At 56.4% G+C, this 20,773-nt stretch carries 24 protein-coding genes and 1 pseudogene; 9 read left to right on the forward strand and 16 right to left on the reverse strand.

What is annotated here, in order from left to right; genetic code table 11:
* The coding region (locus FHT76_RS27515; protein ID WP_259186011.1) for a transposase at positions 1–389 on the forward strand (389 nt) is incomplete at its 5' end.
* Between the two features lie 70 nt (positions 390–459).
* Here the strand turns inward: FHT76_RS27515 and FHT76_RS27520 are convergent.
* From FHT76_RS27520 to FHT76_RS27535, 4 genes are read right to left on the reverse strand one after another with little or no spacing between them, the layout of a single operon-like run.
* Positions 460–1,236, reverse strand: coding sequence for an ABC transporter permease (locus FHT76_RS27520; protein ID WP_183756600.1), 777 nt, complete (start codon positions 1,234–1,236; stop codon positions 460–462).
* Positions 1,223–2,044 carry an ABC transporter ATP-binding protein gene (locus FHT76_RS27525; protein WP_246712795.1) on the reverse strand — a complete coding sequence of 274 codons (822 nt, stop codon included), beginning with the start codon at positions 2,042–2,044 and terminating at the stop codon, positions 1,223–1,225. Before FHT76_RS27525 ends, FHT76_RS27520 begins: the two co-directional genes overlap by 14 nt.
* Positions 2,045–2,055: 11 nt before the next feature.
* On the reverse strand, positions 2,056–3,060 hold the full coding sequence (locus tag FHT76_RS27530) for an ABC transporter substrate-binding protein (RefSeq protein WP_183756601.1): 1,005 nt from the start codon (positions 3,058–3,060) through the stop codon (positions 2,056–2,058).
* 41 nt (positions 3,061–3,101) lie between these two features.
* Entirely contained in the window at positions 3,102–4,184 is a 1,083-nt protein-coding gene (locus FHT76_RS27535; RefSeq protein WP_259186015.1) for a 4-oxalomesaconate tautomerase, read from the reverse strand.
* 107 nt (positions 4,185–4,291) lie between these two features.
* On the opposite strand from FHT76_RS27535, the gene FHT76_RS27540 reads away from it, so the two are divergent.
* Positions 4,292–5,212 (forward strand): LysR family transcriptional regulator, encoded by a 921-nt coding sequence (locus FHT76_RS27540; protein ID WP_183756603.1) that lies wholly within the window; start codon positions 4,292–4,294, stop codon positions 5,210–5,212.
* A gap of 608 nt (positions 5,213–5,820) precedes the next feature.
* Positions 5,821–7,545 (forward strand): adenylate/guanylate cyclase domain-containing protein, encoded by a 1,725-nt coding sequence (locus tag FHT76_RS27545; RefSeq protein ID WP_259129828.1) that lies wholly within the window; start codon positions 5,821–5,823, stop codon positions 7,543–7,545.
* 221 nt (positions 7,546–7,766) lie between these two features.
* On the opposite strand, the gene FHT76_RS27550 is transcribed toward FHT76_RS27545, so the two are convergent.
* The 6 genes from FHT76_RS27550 to FHT76_RS27575 all read right to left on the reverse strand — a co-directional run bounded on the left by FHT76_RS27550 (position 7,767) and on the right by FHT76_RS27575 (position 11,657).
* Entirely contained in the window at positions 7,767–7,934 is a 168-nt protein-coding gene (locus FHT76_RS27550) for a hypothetical protein (RefSeq protein ID WP_259129830.1), read from the reverse strand.
* A gap of 47 nt (positions 7,935–7,981) precedes the next feature.
* A complete protein-coding gene (locus FHT76_RS27555; RefSeq protein ID WP_259129833.1) occupies positions 7,982–8,344 on the reverse strand; it encodes an ankyrin repeat domain-containing protein in 363 nt (120 codons plus the stop codon).
* Positions 8,345–8,716: 372 nt separating this feature from the next.
* A complete protein-coding gene (locus FHT76_RS27560) occupies positions 8,717–9,247 on the reverse strand; it encodes a lipocalin family protein (protein WP_183756605.1) in 531 nt (176 codons plus the stop codon).
* 15 nt (positions 9,248–9,262) lie between these two features.
* A complete protein-coding gene (locus tag FHT76_RS27565) occupies positions 9,263–9,829 on the reverse strand; it encodes a hypothetical protein (protein ID WP_183756606.1) in 567 nt (188 codons plus the stop codon).
* Positions 9,826–10,854, reverse strand: a complete 1,029-nt coding sequence (locus tag FHT76_RS27570; protein WP_183756607.1) for a cyclopropane-fatty-acyl-phospholipid synthase family protein — start codon at positions 10,852–10,854, stop codon at positions 9,826–9,828. The genes FHT76_RS27565 and FHT76_RS27570 overlap by 4 nt, the downstream gene beginning before the upstream one ends.
* On the reverse strand, positions 10,851–11,657 hold the full coding sequence (locus tag FHT76_RS27575) for a DUF1295 domain-containing protein (protein WP_259130083.1): 807 nt from the start codon (positions 11,655–11,657) through the stop codon (positions 10,851–10,853). Before FHT76_RS27575 ends, FHT76_RS27570 begins: the two co-directional genes overlap by 4 nt.
* Positions 11,658–11,830: 173 nt before the next feature.
* On the opposite strand from FHT76_RS27575, the pseudogene FHT76_RS27580 reads away from it, so the two are divergent.
* From FHT76_RS27580 to FHT76_RS27595, 5 genes and pseudogenes are all read left to right on the forward strand, one after another.
* Positions 11,831–11,956: pseudogene (locus FHT76_RS27580) on the forward strand (NAD(P)-binding protein); the annotation flags it as partial.
* A 35-nt stretch (positions 11,957–11,991) separates the two neighbouring features.
* A complete protein-coding gene (locus tag FHT76_RS41470; protein WP_405049300.1) occupies positions 11,992–12,366 on the forward strand; it encodes a DUF1365 family protein in 375 nt (124 codons plus the stop codon).
* A 103-nt stretch (positions 12,367–12,469) separates the two neighbouring features.
* Entirely contained in the window at positions 12,470–13,039 is a 570-nt protein-coding gene (locus FHT76_RS27585) for a sigma-70 family RNA polymerase sigma factor (protein ID WP_259129839.1), read from the forward strand.
* Positions 13,036–13,686: a ChrR family anti-sigma-E factor gene (locus FHT76_RS27590; protein ID WP_259129841.1), complete on the forward strand. Its 651-nt coding sequence runs from the start codon at positions 13,036–13,038 to the stop codon at positions 13,684–13,686. The genes FHT76_RS27585 and FHT76_RS27590 overlap by 4 nt, the downstream gene beginning before the upstream one ends.
* Before the next feature lie 272 nt (positions 13,687–13,958).
* Complete coding sequence (locus FHT76_RS27595; protein ID WP_183756738.1) at positions 13,959–14,321, forward strand: DUF2147 domain-containing protein; 363 nt, start codon at positions 13,959–13,961, stop codon at positions 14,319–14,321.
* 103 nt (positions 14,322–14,424) lie between these two features.
* On the opposite strand, the gene FHT76_RS27600 is transcribed toward FHT76_RS27595, so the two are convergent.
* From FHT76_RS27600 to FHT76_RS27625, 6 genes are all read right to left on the reverse strand, one after another.
* Positions 14,425–15,126, reverse strand: coding sequence for an SDR family NAD(P)-dependent oxidoreductase (locus FHT76_RS27600; RefSeq protein WP_310503138.1), 702 nt, complete (start codon positions 15,124–15,126; stop codon positions 14,425–14,427).
* 459 nt (positions 15,127–15,585) lie between these two features.
* Positions 15,586–16,347, reverse strand: a complete 762-nt coding sequence (locus tag FHT76_RS27605) for an ABC transporter ATP-binding protein (protein ID WP_259129844.1) — start codon at positions 16,345–16,347, stop codon at positions 15,586–15,588.
* A gap of 23 nt (positions 16,348–16,370) precedes the next feature.
* Positions 16,371–17,486, reverse strand: coding sequence for a succinylglutamate desuccinylase/aspartoacylase family protein (locus FHT76_RS27610; RefSeq protein ID WP_259129847.1), 1,116 nt, complete (start codon positions 17,484–17,486; stop codon positions 16,371–16,373).
* Positions 17,479–18,192: an ABC transporter permease gene (locus FHT76_RS27615; RefSeq protein ID WP_259186016.1), complete on the reverse strand. Its 714-nt coding sequence runs from the start codon at positions 18,190–18,192 to the stop codon at positions 17,479–17,481. Before FHT76_RS27615 ends, FHT76_RS27610 begins: the two co-directional genes overlap by 8 nt.
* A gap of 26 nt (positions 18,193–18,218) precedes the next feature.
* Positions 18,219–18,908, reverse strand: a complete 690-nt coding sequence (locus FHT76_RS27620; protein ID WP_259129851.1) for an ABC transporter permease — start codon at positions 18,906–18,908, stop codon at positions 18,219–18,221.
* 62 nt (positions 18,909–18,970) lie between these two features.
* Complete coding sequence (locus FHT76_RS27625) at positions 18,971–19,780, reverse strand: transporter substrate-binding domain-containing protein (protein ID WP_259186017.1); 810 nt, start codon at positions 19,778–19,780, stop codon at positions 18,971–18,973.
* Positions 19,781–19,811: 31 nt separating this feature from the next.
* Here FHT76_RS27625 and FHT76_RS27630 point away from each other — a divergent pair, with 31 nt between their 5' ends.
* Positions 19,812–20,726: a MurR/RpiR family transcriptional regulator gene (locus FHT76_RS27630; RefSeq protein WP_183756616.1), complete on the forward strand. Its 915-nt coding sequence runs from the start codon at positions 19,812–19,814 to the stop codon at positions 20,724–20,726.
* Positions 20,727–20,773 lie beyond the last annotated feature (47 nt).

Genomic DNA, 20,773 nt, shown 5'->3' on the forward strand with positions numbered 1-20,773 from the left:
TTGCAGGCTTGCGCTGTTTCGGTCTTACTGCGCCCTGGATTATCGACAGGCCGATGAATCGGGAAATCTTCGACACCTACATAGAGACCCAGCTTGCGCCGACACTCCAACCAGGCAATGTCGTCATCCTGGATAATCTTCGCGCTCACAAAAGCGATAAAGCCAAAGCCTGCCTCAAGGAGGTTGGCGCGTGGTTCCTGTTTCTGCCGTCTTATTCGCCAGATTTGAACCCGATCGAAATGGCCTTCGCCAAAATTAAGGCCCATCTCAGAGCCGCCGCCGCTCGCACATTTGACGCACTCTCAAATGCGCTCGGATCAATCTGCAACCTCTTCAATAGCCAAGAATGTCGAAACTATTTTACAGCCGCAGGCTATGGGTTCGATTAAACGTACGGCGCTCTAGCAAAAGAAAGGGCGGCTCATAAGCCGCCCTTTCGCGTAATGAGATAGATCACCACTAAGCCGGCCGTTCTTCGCCAGGCCGTGGCTTCCATGTGATGAGACGCTTCTCGGCCACATCGAGGAACAGGTCTATGATCAAAACGAATACCGCGAGGATGATGATCCCGCCGAACACGCCCACCGCGTCGAAGTTACCCTCAGAGCGCGCGATTAGATAGCCGAGACCGGCAGATGCGCCGAGGTATTCGCCAATGATTGCGCCGACCACGGCAAAGCCGACGGAGGTACGCAGCGAGGAGAGAATCCACGTTGCAGCTGCTGGGAAGTAGACATGGCGTAGCAACTCGGACCGCCGCGCCCCGAGGATGCGGGTATTCGACAGCACGACTGGGTTTACTTCGCGGACGCCCTGAAGCGCGTTGAAGAACGTGACGAAGAAGACCAGCGTGACCGCCAAGGCTACCTTCGACCACAGGCCGAGCCCCAGCCACAGGACGAAAATAGGAGCAAGCACCACGCGCGGGATCGCGTTGACGGCTTTAATGAACGGGTCGAGGATACGCGCGATAGAGGGGCTCAGACCGAGCCATACGCCGGCGGCGACACCAAGACCGGTCCCTATGAGATAGCCTAGCACAGTCTCGCTGAGCGTAATGCCGACGTGCTTGTAAAAGCCCGGATCGCTTACCCAACTGATCACCTGGTTGACGATGTCATAGGGTGCCGGGAAGAAGAAGCGATCGATAAGGCCGTATGTGACGCCCAACTGCCAAGCGCCGAGGATTACTATCAGCAGTGTGATTTGGATTAGGCGGACGTTAATGGCCTGCATAGCTTTTCTCCACTTCTCCCCGTAGGGACGCCCAGATATCGCGGTAAAGGGTCATGAACTTTGGGTCGAGTTTGATCTCGGCCACGTCTCGTGGACGTTCGAGATCTACACCGAAGCTCTCGATCACACGACTGCGTGGTCCGGAAGCTAGAACAATAACGCGGTCGCCCAGAGCGATAGCCTCTTCCAGATCATGGGTGATCATCACCACCGCGCGCCGGTCTTCTTGCCAAAGCTTGAGCAGTTCGTTCTGCATCAAGTGGCGAGTGTGAATGTCCAGCGCCGAGAAGGGCTCATCCATCAAGATGACTTTTGGTTCGGTGATTAGCGCCTGCGCCATCTGTACGCGCTTGCGCTGGCCGCCCGACAGTTGGTGTGGAAAGCGTTTCTCGAAACCCTTGAGTCCAACTTTCTCCAACCAAGCAGTGACCTTGCGATGACGCTCTTCGGCTGCCACCCCGCGAAACAACAAACCCAACTCGACGTTTTGATATGCCGTCTTCCACGGCAGCAACGCGTCTTGCTGGAACAAGTACCCGATGTTGTTTTGCACGTCCTTGACGGGCGTCCCGTCAATACAGACCTCTCCTTTTGCCGGCTTCAGAAGGCCCGCGACCGCATTGAGAATTGTCGATTTACCGCAACCCGTAGGGCCCACGATGGCAAGGAATTCCCCGTTGCCGACCGTGAGGTTCACGTTTTCAACTGCGACAAAGGATCCGAACGCCATGGTGACGTTGTCTATGGTGACCATCGGGGGAAGGCCAGGTTGAGACACCGCCTCGATTTTCCTTACTGCGTTTGCCATTATTACACCCCTTAATTTTCAGCACTATGGCCAGCGGCTTCGACGAACTTGTTTGTGTACGTCGTGTTGAGGTCGATTGTGGCCTTGCCAACGCTTTCGTTGAAGCTCTTGAGCACTGCGAGAGGAACCTCGAGGTCCGCGGGCGTGAACCGGCCATCCTGCGAGAAGATTGCCTTCGCATTCTCGACTGCCTTGATGTACGTCTGCTTGTCGCCCGAAACGAAATCATCCGGGAGCTGGGCCACGATCTCCTCAGCAGAGTGATCCTTCATCCAATGAAGTGCTTTCACGGTTGCGTTAGTGACCTTCTGAATTACGTCAGGATGCTCGTTGATGTAGTCTTGGTTGGCATAGAGTACGGATGTTGGATAAATGCCTCCGTATACGGCCTTGGCACCGTCGTCGCTTCTTGCGTCGATTAGAATTTTACCCAGCTCACGCTCAACGACGATCGTGGCGGCGGGGTCATAGTTCACCAGGAGGTCGATCTTCCCTTGCTGGAGGGCGGCTACAGCCGCGGCGCCCGAGCCGACGCCGATGATCGAGATATCGTTATCGGTCAGACCATGCTGCTTGAGATAATAGCGGATGAAGAAGTCAGACGAAGAACCTGGAGCAGTGATGCCGACATTCTTGCCTTTGATCGTTTCTGGCTTGGCCGGATCGAAGTCAGTATCGTTCTTGCCAGCGAGAACAAGACCTGAATTCCTTGCGAGCTGGACGAAGCCGACGACATGTTTGCCTTGGGACTGCATCTGGATCGTGTGGTCATAAAAACCGACAGCGACGTCGGTCGACCCAGCCACCAGGGCCTGGAGGACTTTCGAGCCACCCTGAGCGAAGTTCTCTGTCGTGACGTCCAAACCCTCCTCCTTGTAGAACCCGAGGCTTTCAGCCACCGGGAAGGGCAAGTTGTTGAGATTATAGGAGCCCACGCTCATGCGAACAGGGTCGGCGGCATGAGCTGCGGAAGTGAGAGACAGCGCTGTAGCTGCTGCCAAGAGATATTTACGCATGAGAATTCCTCCCTATGTGCTCGGGTCTTCGCCGGAGCGGTTTATGCAGCGTTTTCAACACGCTCTTTCGGCTTAGCGAAGGCGTATCCTTCGAATAGTCTCCTCGCGGTCCTCACAAGGCCCGCGACCGTCGATCCGTTTCGAGTCTCCAGCTGCACGTCGATCCGTCCGCTGGGGTGTTCAATACGAACTAGCGCCGGCAGTGATCGTTCGCCGACGATTTGTGCTGCTACGGTCCCTGGGGTCGTGGCGGCCGTGGCAATCCCGACGGCACCTGTGGTAGCGAGAGCAGGGTGGCAGTCATTGGGCATGAAGTATCTCACTGATATAGTTCCACCTTTCTTGGCTGCGGAAATCAAAACGGGTTTGGGGATGACCGTGTCGGACACATCTCCCATTCCCATCAATCGCCCTGCTTCAGTCCTAATGGAGGCAAGGCGGTCGATGAGCTCATGGTTCGCTGATAGCGATCCAGCGTCTTCGTAGCCAGTTACGCCTACGTCTGTGGCGCGAACAAGAACCATCGGAATTGCGCAATCGATCGCAGTGACTTCGACCCCGGCGATCACGTCTAGCGGCTTGCCCGTAGGAAAGAGCTTTCCCGTCTTTGCGCCGGCTGCGTCCAGAAAGGTGAGGGCGATCGGCGCGGCGAGGCCCGGAACTCCATCGATCGACGCGTCCCCCAGATAGATGACTTCGCCTTTCCGGGTCGGGACCTTAGCCTCGATGATCTTTCCCGTGTTCACGTTATGAATCCGTACGAGCGTGTCGAAATTACCGGCGGGCACAAGTCCAGCCTCGATCGCAAATGGACCCACAGCGGCGAGCATGTTGCCGCAGTTCGGTGAGTAGTCCACGAGCTGTCGATCGGTCCGCACTTGGGCGAACAGGTAGTCGACGTCTGCCCCCTGAACGCTGGCGGGACCGATGATTGCAACTTTAGACGTTACCGGGTTTCCTCCTCCAATTCCATCAATCTGCAACGGATGGCCCGATCCCATGATGGAGAGCAGCGCTGCGTCACGACCAGCTTGATCTGCGGGCAGATCGGAGGCCAGAAAAAACGGGCCCCGCGAAGTGCCGCCGCGCATAAGGACGCAAGGTATGCGTATCAGGTCGTTCATTACATGTCCTCGAATATTGCGTCAGTCGGATCAATCCGCCCGCTTATTGCAATATGCGAAACATCAGGCTATTTGTTAAATGCAATCTTTGAGGGGATTATTGCGAAATGAGCATCAATTGCGAGATTCTGGATCTCCGCGCTTTCCAGGCAGTCGTGGATCTCGAAAGTTTTAATCGGGCCGCCGAGGCACTCAATATCTCTCAACCAGCTCTGACAAGACGCATTCAGAAGCTGGAGCAGTCCATCGGCGCGCCACTACTCGATCGGACGACCCGTCACGTTGCAGCGACAGCCACAGGGCAGGAGTTGCTTCCGCTGGTAAGGCGGATGCTCGAGGAGTTTGATGGCTCCCTCTTTGCCTTAAAGGATGGAGGGTCTAAGCGCCGCGGACTAATCACGATGGCCTGTGTTCCGACCGCGGCCTTCTATTTTCTGCCCACGGTGATCAAGCAGTTCGGATCTGACTATCCCCATATCAGGCTTCGTATACGTGATTTGACGGCAAACGAGGGCCTTCAAGCCGTGGCACGGGGGGAGGTGGAATTCGGAATCAATCTCATGGGAAATTCGGACCCGGATCTTTCCTTTGAGCCATTGATCGATGACCCGTTCGTGCTTGCAATGCGCAGGGATCACCCCCTTGCGGCTCATCAACAACTGAACTGGGGACAGCTCGATGGCTACCCACTCGTTGTCGTCGATCGATCAAGCGGAAATCGGGCCTTGTTGGATGGCGCGCTCGCGAAGCATAACCTCAGGCTGAACTGGTTCTATGAGGTCACCCATCTCAATACTTCATTGGGGCTTGTCGAGGCTGGGCTCGGCATCTCAGTTCTTCCAAGACTGGCGACCCCTCAGGAAGAGCACCCGTATTTGGTCTCGCGCCCTATCGTTGACCCAGTGGTCACGCGCACCATCGGGATCGTCCGCAGACGCGGCGCGCAGCTGTCGCCCGCCGCCGAGAAGTTCATTGAAGTGCTACTCAAGACTTGGAAGGACGGCACGCCCGTTCCGGCTGTTGCCTAGCATTCAATGCGTTGTTCGCGGAAATATGTTGAAGCCGGAAGAATCCGAACTCGCTGCGGGCGGAACGAGGCTGCGTCTTTACTACCCGCCTAAGTTAAGAGGCGCAGCGATGCTCCTCCGCTCGAAATGGCATCGCCGTGGCGGCTGGAACTCTCACTGCTCGTCGATGCCGCCGTTTGAGAAAGGACTTCCGTCGTACCTCGCCGCGATCAAAAGGATCACGGGCGTCTCATGGGAGAAGATCGGGTCTGTGCTTGGCTGCACAGGGCAGAATGTCTACAACTGGACCCGAGGCGAGCAGGTCAAGGTCGACAACGCCGCTTCCTCGCACAGCTTCGTGAAAAAGATGGTCTACATCGATCGTGACAGCCAGGCGAAGTCGCGTGCTCGAGCGCGAGGGAGCTCTCATACGTATCCACATTGGGCAGAAAATACAGGAGCACTGATGGAGGGAGGGCGCCCTTGGGGTAAACGAACTGGCGAGGTGACCGACGATCATGGAGGAACACTGCCGACGCAGCAGCTAAGGTGCGGTGAGAAACGGGAATGGCAACATCTCCGACTATCTGTATACTCGCACGAGTGACAGCTTTGAATTACGATTGGAAATGCAGCGCCGCCTCGCCGCCATCCTGATAGCCGATGTCGTCGGCTATACTCGTCTCAGCCAGCTCGACGAGGAGGGAACGCGCGCCCGTTTTCAGGCTGAACTGCGTGATGTCTTCGAGCCAAAAATAAGCGAGCATCACGGACGTCTGGTCAAGCTCATGGGCGACGGACTGTTGGTGGAATTCCACAGTGTCGTCGACGCCGTTCGGTGCGCCGCCGACGTGCAGGCCGTCGAGGCTGAACGAAATGCAAAACGGATGCCAGAACGTCGGCTCGAATTTCGAGTAGGCATCAATCTCGGGGATGTGATCGTCGAAGACGACGACATTCAGGGCGACGGGGTTAACATCGCCGATCGGCTGCAGGGGCTAGCGGAGCCCGGCGGAATTTGCGTCGCCGCCAGCGTGCACGAGCAGGTCACGAATAAACTCGACTTCATTTTTGAGGACCTCGGTCCACGCAAGGTCAAGAACATAGCCGAACCGCTGCGCGTATTTCACCTGCGCGGGCGTGCCGACCCCGCGAACCAGCCGGTGCGTGCGCCGGCCCCCATGCTCGGCAAAGTCAAAATCGCTGTTTTGCCGTTCGCAAACATGAGCGACGACCCGCAGCAAGTCTATTTCAGCGACGGTATCACGGCGGATATCACCACCGAGCTGTCCCGCTTCCGAACCCTCTTCGTCATCGCCCCCAATTCGGCCTTCGCCTTTCGCAACGAGAAGATCAGCATCGCTGAAGTGGCACATAAGCTCGGCGTGCAATACGTCGTCGAAGGCAGCGTTCGCCGCGCCGCCAGCCGGATCCGGATCACGGCCCAGCTCATCGATGTGGTGAGCAATGCACATCTCTGGGCCGAAAGGTATGACCGGGAGTTGGAGGACGTCTTCGCGGTGCAGGACGAAGTCGTGCGGACGATCGTGGCGACCCTCGTGGGACAGGTCGAGGCGGCGGGCGCCCGGTTCGCCAAGCGCAAGCGGCCCGATGACATGGTTGCTTACGACTATGTCCTGCGCGGCCTCGAGGAGCTGAACCTGGAGGGCGAGGAGCATAACACACAAGCGCGATGTCTGTTCGAGAAGGCGGTTGAACTGGATCCAGACTATGCGGCTGGTCATGCATGTCTCGCCTTGGCGATCTACGTGCAATGGGTCGGGCCGCGCTCGTCGGGGGAACTCGAGCGTGCGCTCGCGAGTGCGCGTCGGGCGCTCGCTCTCGACGACAACGATACCCGCTGCCACAGGGTTCTGGCCCTCCTCTACAAGCGGCTTGAACAATATGATCGAGCGGAGTTTCATTCAGAGAGGAGCATTTCTCTCAACCCCGGTGACGCGCTATCCGCGATGTACCGAGCGCAGATGTTGCGAGACCTCGGGAGAGCAGATGAGGGCGTCGAATGGGCTCGCAAGGCGATGTCGCTCAACCCGTACCATCCCAACTGGTATTGGCGTTCATTTGCATACGTGCTGCACGATGCAGGACTCTATTGCGAAGCTTTGGATGCGTATAGCCGCGTAGTAGACCGCCCCTCGTTCTACCATGCCTATGTCGCAGCCTGTCACGCCAAGCTTGGTCAAATCGAGGACGCGCGGAAGCATGCTGCGATGGCAGTCGAAGCGAAGCCCGATTTTTCAATCACGGAATGGGGCAAGAGGCTGTCTTATAAATTCGACGCCGATCGGCAACGTTTCCTTGATGGGCTTCGTAGCGCAGGCCTTCCTGAATAAATCAAGCTCGTTGGCCATCGTTTCATAAAGTTAGCGACCTGGCTCACGCCGTAAGAAAAGCTGCCCGGAAGATCGAAGTGAGCTGCTGGTCACTACGAAGCTCTGGATCGACCACACGACATAAAAGGGTGCCAAAGCCACTTTAGCCGCCTTGTCTCACCTCCTCGACGTGGCTCAGCGCAGAGGCACAGGCGAGTCGCTGAGCGTTCTCAAGCGAGCGATCAGTTCAGCCGATCGGCCTCGTCGGGTGCGCCACCAATGTCCATATCTACCTCTGGCGCTGTGAGAGGAGGACCGGCGATGAAGATATTGAGGTCCTCGTATGTACAGGGACCCGGCCAGACTATCGGTGTCTTGGTGCAGTGGCCGAACGGTGTCGAGGTCTTCATTCGTCCTACGACGCTCCACAGGTTCGGGCCCCTTCTTGGCAGGTCCTTCACGCCAGTGACATGGCGGCTGGCGCAAGTGTAGGCGAAGAGCAGATGCACCTTTGATTGGATCGCCGTTCGCCAGTTTCGCTGAAATCGGCGCAGACTTCTGAACAACGATACCGTTGAAGGTAGCCGGCAATATCCGCATGAACGTGTTTTGCGAGGGGGTAAGCCGTTATTATAGAGGGGTTGCGTTTAGGATCACACCGCACCCTGATAGCGTTGACGTCTGCCCCCGATTCAACGAGCGCCTTGACGCAGTCGAGGCAGTTGCTGGCGACCGCGAAGTGCAACATACCCTCGCCACGTGGGGCGGCATTTGGGTTGGCACCATGTGCAACCAGCAAGCGGACGTGATCCGAAGACACCGTCAGGACGGCAGCGGTAGAGGTGTCCGAGCGAGGACTCCTTTTTCACGTCGGCCCCGCTTTAACAAGAGGTTCTGCTGCATCGGAATGGCCGCTACGCACCGCGACAACGAGAGGCGTGGTTGAGAGAGCGCAATGATATTGGAGCCAATCCTCGAGCCTCCTTGCCGACCCAAAATAATTCCCAATTTCCTATGAGTGAGCAGGGCGCACACTCGGCTCCGACTGATCAACGTGGGAGAATCAAGTAAAGAACCCGTATGCGTTCGCCGGCCTTTTCAAACTTCGCACCAGGATCGCGCCGGTTCATGGTGCATCAAGAGACTTGCTGTTAGGGCTTGGTGTCGTCTTGTTGATCTCGAACACATTTATCTACCGGGCTGGCGGAAACTCCAGCCTCCGGACATCATAGCCAAGCTCGTCGGCCTTGCGGACCATCTTTCGAAGGAGCGCCTTGGAAGGAACTGTTCTCGAATAGATCCAGAGATTGGTCATAGCTGGGTTAGCACTGATGAACCAGGATTTATCAGGTGATACATAGAGTACCCAGTAGTTGAAGGTGATGAGCCATGGATAACGGACGCGCATCTTTGCGTTTGTCGTCCCGAAATCCTGGATCTTTCCCGTGCCGCGGACGGTCTTCAGCCGACCCTTGGGAGTACCGTCGTGGCAGCCATCCTCGACCATAACCTCGCTCGGCGTTTTGCCCTTTCGGTAAGTCGAATAACCCGCAACGCAACCGTCTGTGAGAAACATCGGAGTCCGCCCAACCTCCAGCCAAGTCCCCCGATAGTGGTCGGGTCCAACCTTGACGACCTCGGGCGCAGCGTTAGCCTGCGTTCCGGTAGTAAGAGCCAAGCTAACCACAGCAGTCAGAAGTGCTGCGAAGCGAGTAGGCAACATGTTACTCTCCTAAGATTACCCGTGCTTTTGATGCTCATTTCCAGCGCCGAGTCCGGCAGCGCGTAAGTTTCCGGCGGAGCGGAGCGCGATAAAGGTTGTGAGACCGGCGACCGCAAAGGCGTTTAGGCTTAGCAACGTCGATAGATCATCGCGGTCCCAGACAGAGAGCGGCGTTCCGATGCAGTTTCGGGAATACACGAAAATTAGGAAAACGATTAAGGCCGCGCAGCGTTGCCACCAAAGCTCCTCAGCTTTGAAAGACACCGCCACGAGCAGGATGCACGCGGCATAAAAAAGTTCGGTACCTGATGCCGGACCAAAGAGCTTCGTTTCGAACAGTGTATCGACGGTGCCGACAAGGGGAAGGGAAACGCGAGCTGCCAGACTTGACCGCCGCGCTATGAATGGGATCGCGGCAAAGAATGGTGTGGCGATTAACGTGCCAAGCGATGCCGCGGCACCTTCTCGGGCAAGATACCATACGTAAACCGGATAGAACGGTTTGTTCAGTACAATGATCCACGCGACAGTCACGCTTGCCTGGGTCAAAGGGTCCAACGATTTTCGCGCACCGTCGGTCACGGGGTCGGAACCAATAGATAGTGGCCAACGCCCCAGACGTCGCCGTTGTCGTGGCCGAAGAGGCCGGCGGTCGAGAGGAAAAACAACCGCCAACGGCGAAGCCACAACGACGCACGCTTGCCGTAGACCTGACGGAAAATGGGCTCGATGCGCTCGATGTTGCGATCGAAATTCGCCAACCAGCCGAGTGCCGTGTGGCGATAATGCATGCCGGACCAGCGCCATTCCTGCTCCACTTTGAATAAGTCGCCGAACCGATGCGGCAGATCGTGTGCCGGCATGATTCCCCCGGTGAAAAAATGGCGGGCGATCCAGTCTGTCGGATCGTCGTGATCAAAGCGGTAAGACCGATCCTTGTGGGTGAAGACATGCAGAAAGAGTCTTCCATCCGGTTTAATCCAGGCACGGACACGCGCCAGCAAGGTGCGCCAGTTGGACATGTGCTCGAACATTTCTACTGAGACCACGCGGTCATGGCGATCGGTTGTCGCATAGTCGTTCATGTCTGCGGTTATCACCTTGAGGTTCGTCAGTCCGCGATCCCGCGCACGCCCACAAATGAATTCTCGCTGAGAAGCGGAATTCGAAACCGAGGTTATTTTCGAGTTCGGAAATCGCGTGGCGAGATGCAGTGACAGCGATCCCCAACCGCAACCCAGTTCGAGGATGCTCATGCCATCTTCGATCGCAGCGTGGTTGACCGTTTCGGCAAGCGCATGGGTCTCTGCTGCCTCAAGAGCGGTGCCGGCGTGCGGATAAAGGCCGCAGGAGTATTTCTGCTGCGGTCCGAGTACCAACGCGAAGAACTCCGCAGGAACTTCGTAGTGCTGCTGGTTGGCATCGTTAGGGTGGGTCGCGATGGGAAACCTGCTCATTGTCTCGACGAACTCCTGCTCCGTTTCGACCGGGGTCGCGGCAAGCTTGAGCTTGGAGCGCCGACAGAGGAGCTCAATCCCGGCGAGCGTCATGCCGTCGGTGAGCGGAGCGCGTTCGGCGGTATTTATGGCGAAGGCCAATACATTCATGACTGTTTTCCTTGATGGGCGATGCCGGATTTTCGAGGACCAGGAAAGAAGGCGTTCACGCGTCCCTGCAGCGCGCGGAACTTATCGCCGCGCGAGCGCATCATGTGTTCTTCAAGAGGCGGGATGCCGGAGACACGCACGAGCAGCCAGTACATTAGCAGCGGCGCGAGTAGAGACAGCCAGCTCCATGGTGTGGGGCCTAGCGCAAAGAACGGCCAACAGCACCAGAAAAGCCATTCGAAGAAGTAATTGGGGTGGCGTGAATAGCGCCAGAAACCAGTTTCGCAAATTTCAGTCTTTGCTTGCGGCGTCTTGCGGAACCGCGCCAGCTGTAAGTCGGAAAATGCCTCTCCGGCGAGCGACAGTGCAGCGACCAATAGCGACAGTCCATCTATAAGCCGGGGAAAGGGTGCATCGTTCAGTGCTGCGAGATAAACCGCAAGGACCAAAACAAACGCCACCACGGCCTGGATCTGCAGGAAGACGAAAAGCCGCCAGGCGGCACGATCCCCCCATTCCTCCATGAACTTCGCGTACCGGGGATCTTCACTGCCGCCCCTGGTCCGCGATCCAATATGGCCGCCGAGTCGAAGCGACCAAGAAGTGATGATGACGAGCGCGGCGATGCGCCTATCGAAATTTCCATTGGCGGACAGTGCGGCAAAGACCCCGCTGCTGCCGACCGCAAAAGTCCAAATCGTATCGATCCAACCACTCAGGCCCGTGGCGCGCTGTACCGCCCAAGCGATCGACATGGCAACCGACAGCCAAGTTGCGATTATGATGAGAACATCCAACTCCATCATTTCCTCGATCAGCTCGAAGCGACACAGCCGATGTCTACGGACGCAATAGAGTTTTGGTTTCGAAAAAGTCCGAAATGTTCAAAAATTTTCGATTCATGAAACCAACCCGGGCAATTTCTCGTATGTAAAACAACGCAAGGCCACGATCGATGGCCGGAGAAGAGGGTTTAATGGCACTCTCAGATCGGACTGAGGGCGGTAAGCGATTGAAGATAGCAGTTGTGGGGAGCGGGATTTCTGGCCTCCCTGCGGCATGGCTGTTGTCGCAGCGACGCGAAGTCACCGTTTTCGAGGCGCCGGCCGCACTGCCAGATGGGCAGGAAGTGCTTGCATGACAACGGTATCAAAATTGGTGCTTCTACCTGGCCCGCATTCACCTTCAAGGCCGACGCGCCATAGTCTTGCCTATAGCGTCTACTCGCTGCTCCTCGATCTAGACGAACTCGAGGCACTCGACCGACGGCTGAAACTGTTCTCCGTCGACCGCTTCAACCCCTGCTCATTTCACTGCAAGGATCGAGGAGATCGATCTGGTTTCAACCTGAAGGGGCAGGTGGCCGCCTCTTTCGTTGCGTCCTCTGATTCCGAAGCGCCGATTTCTTATCGCACGCGCGTGATCCGACCATGCTTCAATTCGATGGCGAGTTTCAAATGGGGGCGTGGGCTCCATGAGCGAGTGATCCGTTTCCTTTTTCCGACGTATTAATCATATGTTGTTACGAGCGTATTCTGAGCCGGGAATCGATGGCACCGCACAAACCGTTTTACAACGGCCAGGCGGACCATGTTCGCTGTCAAGGGTATCAATATTGCCTAACAATACGGGTCAAATGGATCGCGAGTTGATCAACGCTCTGATGAAAAGGGTTGGAGACGATCGGGACAAGCAGGCGTTTGAGGCGATCTACAGGTATTTCGTTCCGAAGCTTAGATCGTTCATGTCGCGGACGTCCAAGGAGCCTGCGGTCGTCGAGGAGTACGTGCAAGAAGCCATGGTGCAAGTCTGGCGGAAGGCGCATCTATTCGATCCCGAGCGGGGCCAAGCTTCTACGTGGATGTTTGCGATCGCGCGAAACGTCAGGATTGACGCGTTGAGGCGAGGGCCGAAGCCGGATTTCGACCTTGAGGACCCGATCTTCCGGCCGGACGACGTGGAACCAGCAGACGATATCCTTGTTCGAACTCAGGAGGCTGACGCGCTGGTCAGGGCAATGAGCGAGTTGAAGAAAGACTATTTCGAAGTGCTCAAACTTTCATATTTCGAAGGAATGGCGCACGGCGCGATCGCGGTTCGCTTAGGTATACCTCTGGGAACGGTCAAATCGAGGATCCGCCTGGCATGCGACCGGCTCCGGGAAGCGCTGAGGGACCTCAAATGATCCGTCATCATCTGGACGACCACTTCCTCGGTGGGCTCGCAGCGGGCAATCTCGAGGCTGGTTGGGCCCTGGGTGCCGCAACCCACCTGACGATGTGCTCCTCCTGCCGCGCTATGTTCCGCAACTATGAGTGCATCGGTGGATATTTTCTGGAGACAGAAGTGGCCGATGGGAACCTCGATGACGGTTGGAGCGATATGACAAAACGTATCATCTCAACGAAACCCGATGAAGCGCCTCCGAAAAAGCAAACTCGCAGCGCGAGCGCTCTGTTGCCCGAGCCTCTCGCGTCGTACGTCGACATGGCTGGTGGATTGAGGTGGAGGGCTCTAGGGCGTGGCGCGGCGCAAATGATCATCCCGACAGAAGATAAAACAACGATCGTGCGCCTTCTCAAGATACCGGCAGGCCAAGCTGTGCCCGAGCATTCGCACAACGGAACCGAACTCACGCTTGTGCTGGATGGAAGCTTTGAGGATGAGATTTCCACCTTTGGCCCGGGTGACGTCGAGATCGCCGACGGCTCGTTCACGCACACCCCCAAAGCGACGGATGCAAAAGATTGTATTTGCCTTGCGGTTACGGACGCGCCGTTGAAGTTCAAGAGCTTGTTGATGAGGGTTCTTCAGAAAGCTTTCCGCATTTGATTCAGCATCAGTAGTCTGCTCTCGTTGACGCCCAATCGGACCGGGAAGGACCAGATCCAAAACCTCCGATCCAACCGCCGGCGCGAGGGCCTTTGAAAGGTGATGCAGCACCCTTTTAGCGAGATGACCACGCCGGGTTGAAGTGATCCGAAGTTCCCCTGCTTTCGTACTTTCCTTGAAATACGAAGGATTGTTCGATGAGTCAAAGAAGCGCGAAGGAAAAGCTCGTGTCTTTACGGAAGGCAGTTGGAGGCACGAACTCGTCGGGGTTGATGTTTGCTATCTTAGCAATGCTGGCCTTCGCCATCGCTTCGCCAGTGGCAGCGGCGGACATGACAGGGCAATGGGCGAGGGGCGACGGAAACGCGCGGGTGAAAATCGCATCCTGCGGCTCCAATATGTGTGCAACAAACCTATGGATCAAGCCCGGTACCCCACGGGAAAAAGCCGGCGACACGCTCGTCATGACAGTGCGACCAGACGGCGGCGGCCTGTATTCGGGAACCGCCTTCGATCCCCAGCGGGGACTTACCTACAAGCTGACGGTGGAAGTAACGGGGCAGCGGATGACCACGCGAGGGTGCGTGCTCGCCGGCATAGTCTGCAAGGCCGTGACGTGGCAACGGTTCGAATGACGACGGGCTTCATTTACAACATAGATCTTTAAAAGCGGTCCCATCAGGAAAACTACAAGCTCCGTTCTGCCGCCATCGTCGGCTTTCGTTCTGACCATTTACCTTACCAAACTATTTCGGATTCGTCATAAGCTAGAAACCTTCCGCTCGAAATTGTCGATGCCGAGTCTAGCGTCTGTAGTATCATCTGCGCAGCCTCCGGCGGCGAAAACCGGTCATAACCGCTCGAAAATCGCTCAGAAAGGGTTGTCGCGACAGTCCCCGGATGGATTGCCAAAACGATCGCGTTTGGATGTGTTCGCCCAATTTCGATTGATGCTGTCCGGACGATCTGATTGAGAGCCGCCTTAGAGGCTCTATAAGAAATCCAGCCGCCCAAATAGTTATCGCCAATTGACCCGACACGAGCGGAGAGAACGCAAATGAGCGCGCGATCTCTGCGCGGTATCAACGGAGCAAAATGCTTCAAGAGGAGGGCCGGACCGATCGCATTGACTGCGAACTGATTTGCCATACTTTGTGGGCTCAATTGCTTTAGCGACTTTTCAGGCCCGGCTCCCTGGATCGTCAAAGCTCCCGTCGCGCAAATCAAAAGGTGAAACTCTCGGTCCTTAAGCCGCGCCGCCCAGTTCTCGATCGTCGCTTCGTTGGTAATGTCGATTCCATCGTACGAACGAGAAAGGGCGACAATCGAACCGATCCTTGTGTCGTTCTCGAGAGCATCGACAAGGGCCGAGCCGATGCCGCCAGACGCGCCGATCACCAGTGCGTTGTAGTGATCTGGCAGCGATTGCATAATCTCCATCGGTTCGCTCCACGCCAGGCGTTACTGCGTTCACTTCCGCCGAAAATTTTCTCGATAGCCGTTTCGTGGTCAGTCTTTATAGTCACACGCTTCGCACGCCTGACATGTCTTCACCTTTGTCAGCCGTGACCCAGCTCACCCAAGCATGCGGCCGGTCCACAGCCTATGGAGGGCCAGTCGTGCGTGGAAAGCACTTAGGCCTGCTTCCCATCGCAGGCCAACCCCGGCTTATCGGCCTGAAACATTCTACGGTGCTCCGGCGAAACAGATCACTTGCCACCCAGCTTTTAATCATTAATGGCAAGTCCCGCCTAGTTCAAAACGGGCAGCGCAAAAGCAGCTAGGCCAGCTGATGGTTCCTTGATCGCCAGCAACCAGCCAGATCCCACTCGTGTGGCGCTCGTGCCGAACCGCCAGTCAGCGGTTCGGACAGTAGCCAACCCCCAATGTAGCCAAGGGTCAGTGCGTCAGATTATTGGAGAGAAACGCCTTCAGTCGCTCGCTCTTGGGATGCACGAAAATTTCCGCTGGATTGCCCTCCTCGCCGATTACGCCATTGTGCAAAAACACGACCCTGTTTGCGACTTCTCTGGCGAACGCCATCTCGTGCGTAACGACGATCATCGTCCTCCCTTCGTTGGCGAGCGACCTCATTACCCTAAGCACTTCGCCGACGAGTTCGGGATCGAGCGCCGATGTTGGTTCGTCGAAGAGGATGATGTCTGGCTCCATCGCAAGCGCTCTTGCAATGGCGACCCGTTGTTGCTCACCTCCGGAAAGCGACGTTGGATATGCATGTCGTCTATGCCAAACGCCCACCTTTTCGAGGTATGCCTGCGCTTTCTCGGCGGCGGCACTCTTTGACACTCCTTGAACTTTGAGGGGTCCAAGCATGACGTTCTCCAGCGCTGTCATGTGGCTCCAAAGGTTGAATTGTTGGAAGACCATGGCGATTGACGAGCGAAGACTGGTCAACTGACCTCTATCGGAGGCCGATAGATTTCCGCTCCGGTCTCGAACGAGGCGCAGAGCGTCACCGTTCCATGTGAGTTCGCCTTCTGTGGGGCGCTCAAGCATGTTCAGGCAGCGCAAGAAGGTGCTTTTCCCGGAGCCCGAGGAGCCGATCATGGAAATGACGTCGCCTCGCTTTGCGGTGAGCGAGATTCCCTTGAGAACTTCAACAGTTCCAAAACGTTTTTTGATATTCTTAGCTTGTAGCATCGGCGTCACCGAATGTTCCTTCGTCATGGGCTTAGCAACAAGCCCGTTCTAAACGGGTCTTTGCCCGCGATTTTGCCGAGGCGTTTGCCTACTTCCGCGATCCGTGTGTCTGCCCGGGCATAGAAGATGCCGGAAGTTGCTGCCTCTATGTGATCTATTCGGCCCGTCAAAGGATCGATTATGTCGGCGACGATGTCGCCTCGATTGATGAACTGTCCTAGCTGACACCGATAGGAAAGCAGCCCGGCTGCCGGAGAGATCAGAGCTTGAGAACCGGAAAGCGGCGTAGGTTCGCAGAGCATCTCAGGAGGCTTCTGCATTTCGCCTTGCACCACGCCAATTGCGATCAGGAACTGGATAATCGCGTCGGCATCTTGCGCCGCAAGGTCAATTTGAACGTCTGATCGCCCCCGTAGCTCGATCGTAGTTGCGACGCAGCCAACCGGGATAGCATGACGGCCGTACAGTTGGCGCAGTGCGACCCACGGCTGGGAGACGGCCTCGTCGAAGGGGTTGTCACCAGAAACCTCGGCGATAAGCACCGCGCGCGCCTTTAGAAATGCTGACAGCGCCTCAAGTGCTTCAATGAACTCCGGTTGGGTATAAATGTGGACCTCGGCTTCCCCATCGCAGTGAAGGTCGAGTACGTAGTCTGCATCGACAGATGTCTGCAGAATCCTTTTGCGAAGCAAATCAGCAGGTGTATCGGCCGGCCAAACGTCCACTTCCTGGCGAAGGGCTTCGCGGATAATCGCGACGTTCTCCTTGGGATCTTCCCCGAGGAGGCAATCCAGCCTACTGACGACGCCGAGGGTGAGGTCCGGATAATGCCGGTTGAAGTTTCGGCCGTCGTAGACGTCAAATCGGCCTTCTTGCTGTCCGAGGCCGAACTGCGACAAACCTATGGGATTGGCAACAGGCACTACTGTCACCCGACCGCTTATTTTGCCTGTCTGTTCTAAAATCAGCAGTTTTTCGCATGTCGTCCTCGAGACGAGCATTCCTGGACCTTCGTCCGCATGTAGCCCACCCTGGATATAGACATGCGGACGGGCATTGGGATCGCCAAACGTGAAGGACTTCAGGAGATGAGCCGTCCCAATTCCGCGCCCCTTAATCTGATATTCGGTTTCAAGCATGAATTTCACGATCCAATTTCGGATGTTTTGAGTCAAAATTACTCTTTAGTGAAGACGAGAGGTGACGCAGAAAGCGATGCTCCAGCATCCTGAATGCCCGTGCTAGGACGATGGTCAGAAACAGATAAATCAGGGCCGCTACGCCAAAAGACTCCGCAATGACGAGGTAGTTTGTGTAGACGTCCCGCGCGACCCGCATGACTTCTACGATAGTGACTGTGCTCGCCAACGCCGTTGCGTGCATCATCATGATGACCTCGTTGCCATATTGGGGCAGAGCCCGCCGCCAGGCTGCGGGCCATATCACGCTGGTGAAGACGGCCAAGCGGTTAAGGCCGATCGATCGTGCAGCTTCGACTTCGCCTCCAGGGACGGCTCGAATGGCACCAGAAAATATCTCGACTGTGTAAGCGGTGGTGTTCAAGCTCAATGCGAACCAGGCGCAAAACCACGGCGACCGGAGAACAGGCCACAGGGCGCTTTCTCGAAGAACGGCGAACTGCGCCAGCCCATAGTAGACGATGAAGAGCTGGACCAGAAGCGGCGTGCCGCGGATGACGTAAGTGAACAGCCACACTGGTCTTGAAATCCAAAACGAATTGGAGGCGCGGGCGACCGCGAGCGGCACCGACAGTGCAAACCCAGTCAGCGTCACCAGCGCGAGAAGAGCCATCGTAATTTTGAGGCCAGACAGGAATGCCGGCAATGATTCCAGGACTATGGACCAAGTTATCATGTGGCACCCAATGTCTTGACGCCCCTCGAGAATCGGCGCTCAACGAGTTGGAAAATAACTACGGAAATCGTGGTGACGGATAAATAGATCAATCCGATCAGCGCATAGAAAGTGAACGGCTCTCTCGTGGCGGCGGACGCCAGATCGGCTCGGTGCACCATATCGTCTAGGCCGATGATCGACACCAGGGCGGTTGCCTTGAGCATCACCAACCAATTATTCGTCAATCCAGGTATCGCGTGCCGCATCATCTGGGGGAAGAGAATGAACCGCAGGACCTGCCTTCGGCGAAGGCCGCACGAAAAAGCCGCCTCGATCTGTCCCGCTGGAACGCTTAAAATAGCCCCGCGAAACGTCTCGGTCAGGTACGCGCCGAAAATGAAACCCAGGGTCGAAGTCCCGGCCAGAAAGGGATCGACATCCACGTAGCCCCAGCCGACCCGCTCACCGAACCTGTTGAGCATAATTTGCCCGCCATAGAACACGACAAGCATGACCAGGAGGTCCGGAAGCGCACGTACGACCGTCGTATAAGCTGTCGCGGCTCCCCTTGCCAAACCGCTGCCATAAACCTTCGCCACCGCCCCGACGAGGCCGAGAGCTGAGGCAACCACCAGGGACGCGAAAGCGACGGAGAGCGTGACCTTAAGCCCCGAGAGAATCATGGGCAGGTAACCGTAAAACAATATCTTGAACCCCCTTGAGCAGCTCCAGCGCCTTTTTTTGCCTGCGCTGGAGCCGAACGCACTTACTTCCTGGCGGACAGCGGCGTGACGTCGAAATCGAAATACTTCGCAGCGATCTGCTTGTAAGTGCCGTTCTTCATCACGTTTGTTAGCGCCTCGTCGACCTTGGCCCGCAAATTGTCGTCGGTCTTCCTAAGTGCTATTCCCACACCGCCGTCGGTTCCCTCATCGAGGAATAGAGTATCACCGACCTGTGAGAATCCTTTTCCTTCAGGTTTTTTCAGGAACGACTCGGCTGAGACGACAGACGAGCCGAATGCGATGTCTCCGCGACCTGCGGCAAGTTCGAGGTAGACCGCTGGTTCCTTGTCTACTGCCAGGACATTGCTGTCGGGGTAGTTCTTCGCCAGATATTCTGCCCGGGGCGAATTTCTGAGGACGATGATCGTCTTGCCCTTGAGGTCCTCAGGCTTCCACGACTTGAAAGCGCCGTCTTTCGCGATCCAGCGCGAGGGGACATCATAGTACGGTTTCGAGAAGTTGACCGCCTTTTTGCGTTTCTCGTTGATGCTCATGGAAGCGACAATCATATCGAACTTGCTCGCATTCAGGGCTGGAATCATGCCGTCCCATTCCTGCTGGACCATCGCGCACTTTGTCTTCATCTCCGTGCAGATCGCGTTGGCTATGTCGATGTCAAATCCGCTCAAGGTCCCATCGGGGCTGACTTGGGAGAATGGGGGGTAGTTGCCTTCAACTCCCACTCTGACCGTCGCCTCCTCGGCACGAAGATGCGTTGCAAATAGTGTTAATGCTATTACCCCAGCAATTTTCAGACGCATAGTTTCCTCCTCAGCGTTAGTATGCTCCAAGGATGGCAACTTTTTTTCACGGTGTCAATTTATGAAAACAGATTCCCATAATCCAAAAGTCTGGTCAGCGGAGTCAGACCGCCAATTCTCGACTTCGAAGCTGGGAAAGAGAATCTCGCGATTACTCAGGGAGGGAACCGCGTCCCAGCGTCAACTCTCGGAGTTCACGCTCAGGGATCCTGTTTTTGTAGCAACCCGGGGCATTGAAGACCTCTCGCAAATCACAGGCGTCTCGACCTCGACAATAAGTAGATACGCCCGGGATCTGGGTGTTGCCAGTTTCGCCGAGTTTCGGGCCGCTGTCGGGAATATCATCGGCTCGCTCATCGCGCCTGTCAGCAAGCTCAACGAAACAATGAGCGATGACAGCTCGCGGAACGGGGCGGTTGAAAGAAGTCTCGCATCAGCAGCAGTTTTGGTTGCCCAACTTCAAGAGACCGAAACCGCGAACAGGCTGAAGGCGGCATCCAGAAAGATAGGGTCAGCCAATCGTGTGTACGTCGTCGGTTTTGGCTTGAGCGCCCACTTGGCGGCGATGTTGACGTTGGGTTTACAGCCCTATCGAGAGAATGTCGTCAATATTGCGCAGTACGGTGGTACCGAATCCGCTGCGGCGCGCCTGGCTTCGTCCACGACGGGAGATCTCGTCGTAGCGATCTCTTTCCCTCGTTACTCGAAAGACGCGGTTGAAATGGTCCGCTTCGCACGGGAGCGAGGTGCAGAGGTAATCGCTTTGACCGACTCCACTGCATCACCGATATCCGAATACGCGAATGAGTTGCTGCTCGCGCCCGCTCAGCATCCGGTGATTTCCAGCAGCAGCGTGCCAGGTCTGGTGTTGATCGAGGCCTTGGTTTCAGAGTTTTTGATTTCTGACCCAGAAAACCTCAAAAAAGCCGAAAGACTTGCAAGTGCCATAGCAACTTATCTCGCGGGCAGCGGCTGATCAGAACATACCAGCGACGTCAGCGACGCAGTGTTCTAGGTAACATC

Source organism: Rhizobium sp. BK176, from assembly GCF_024808055.1.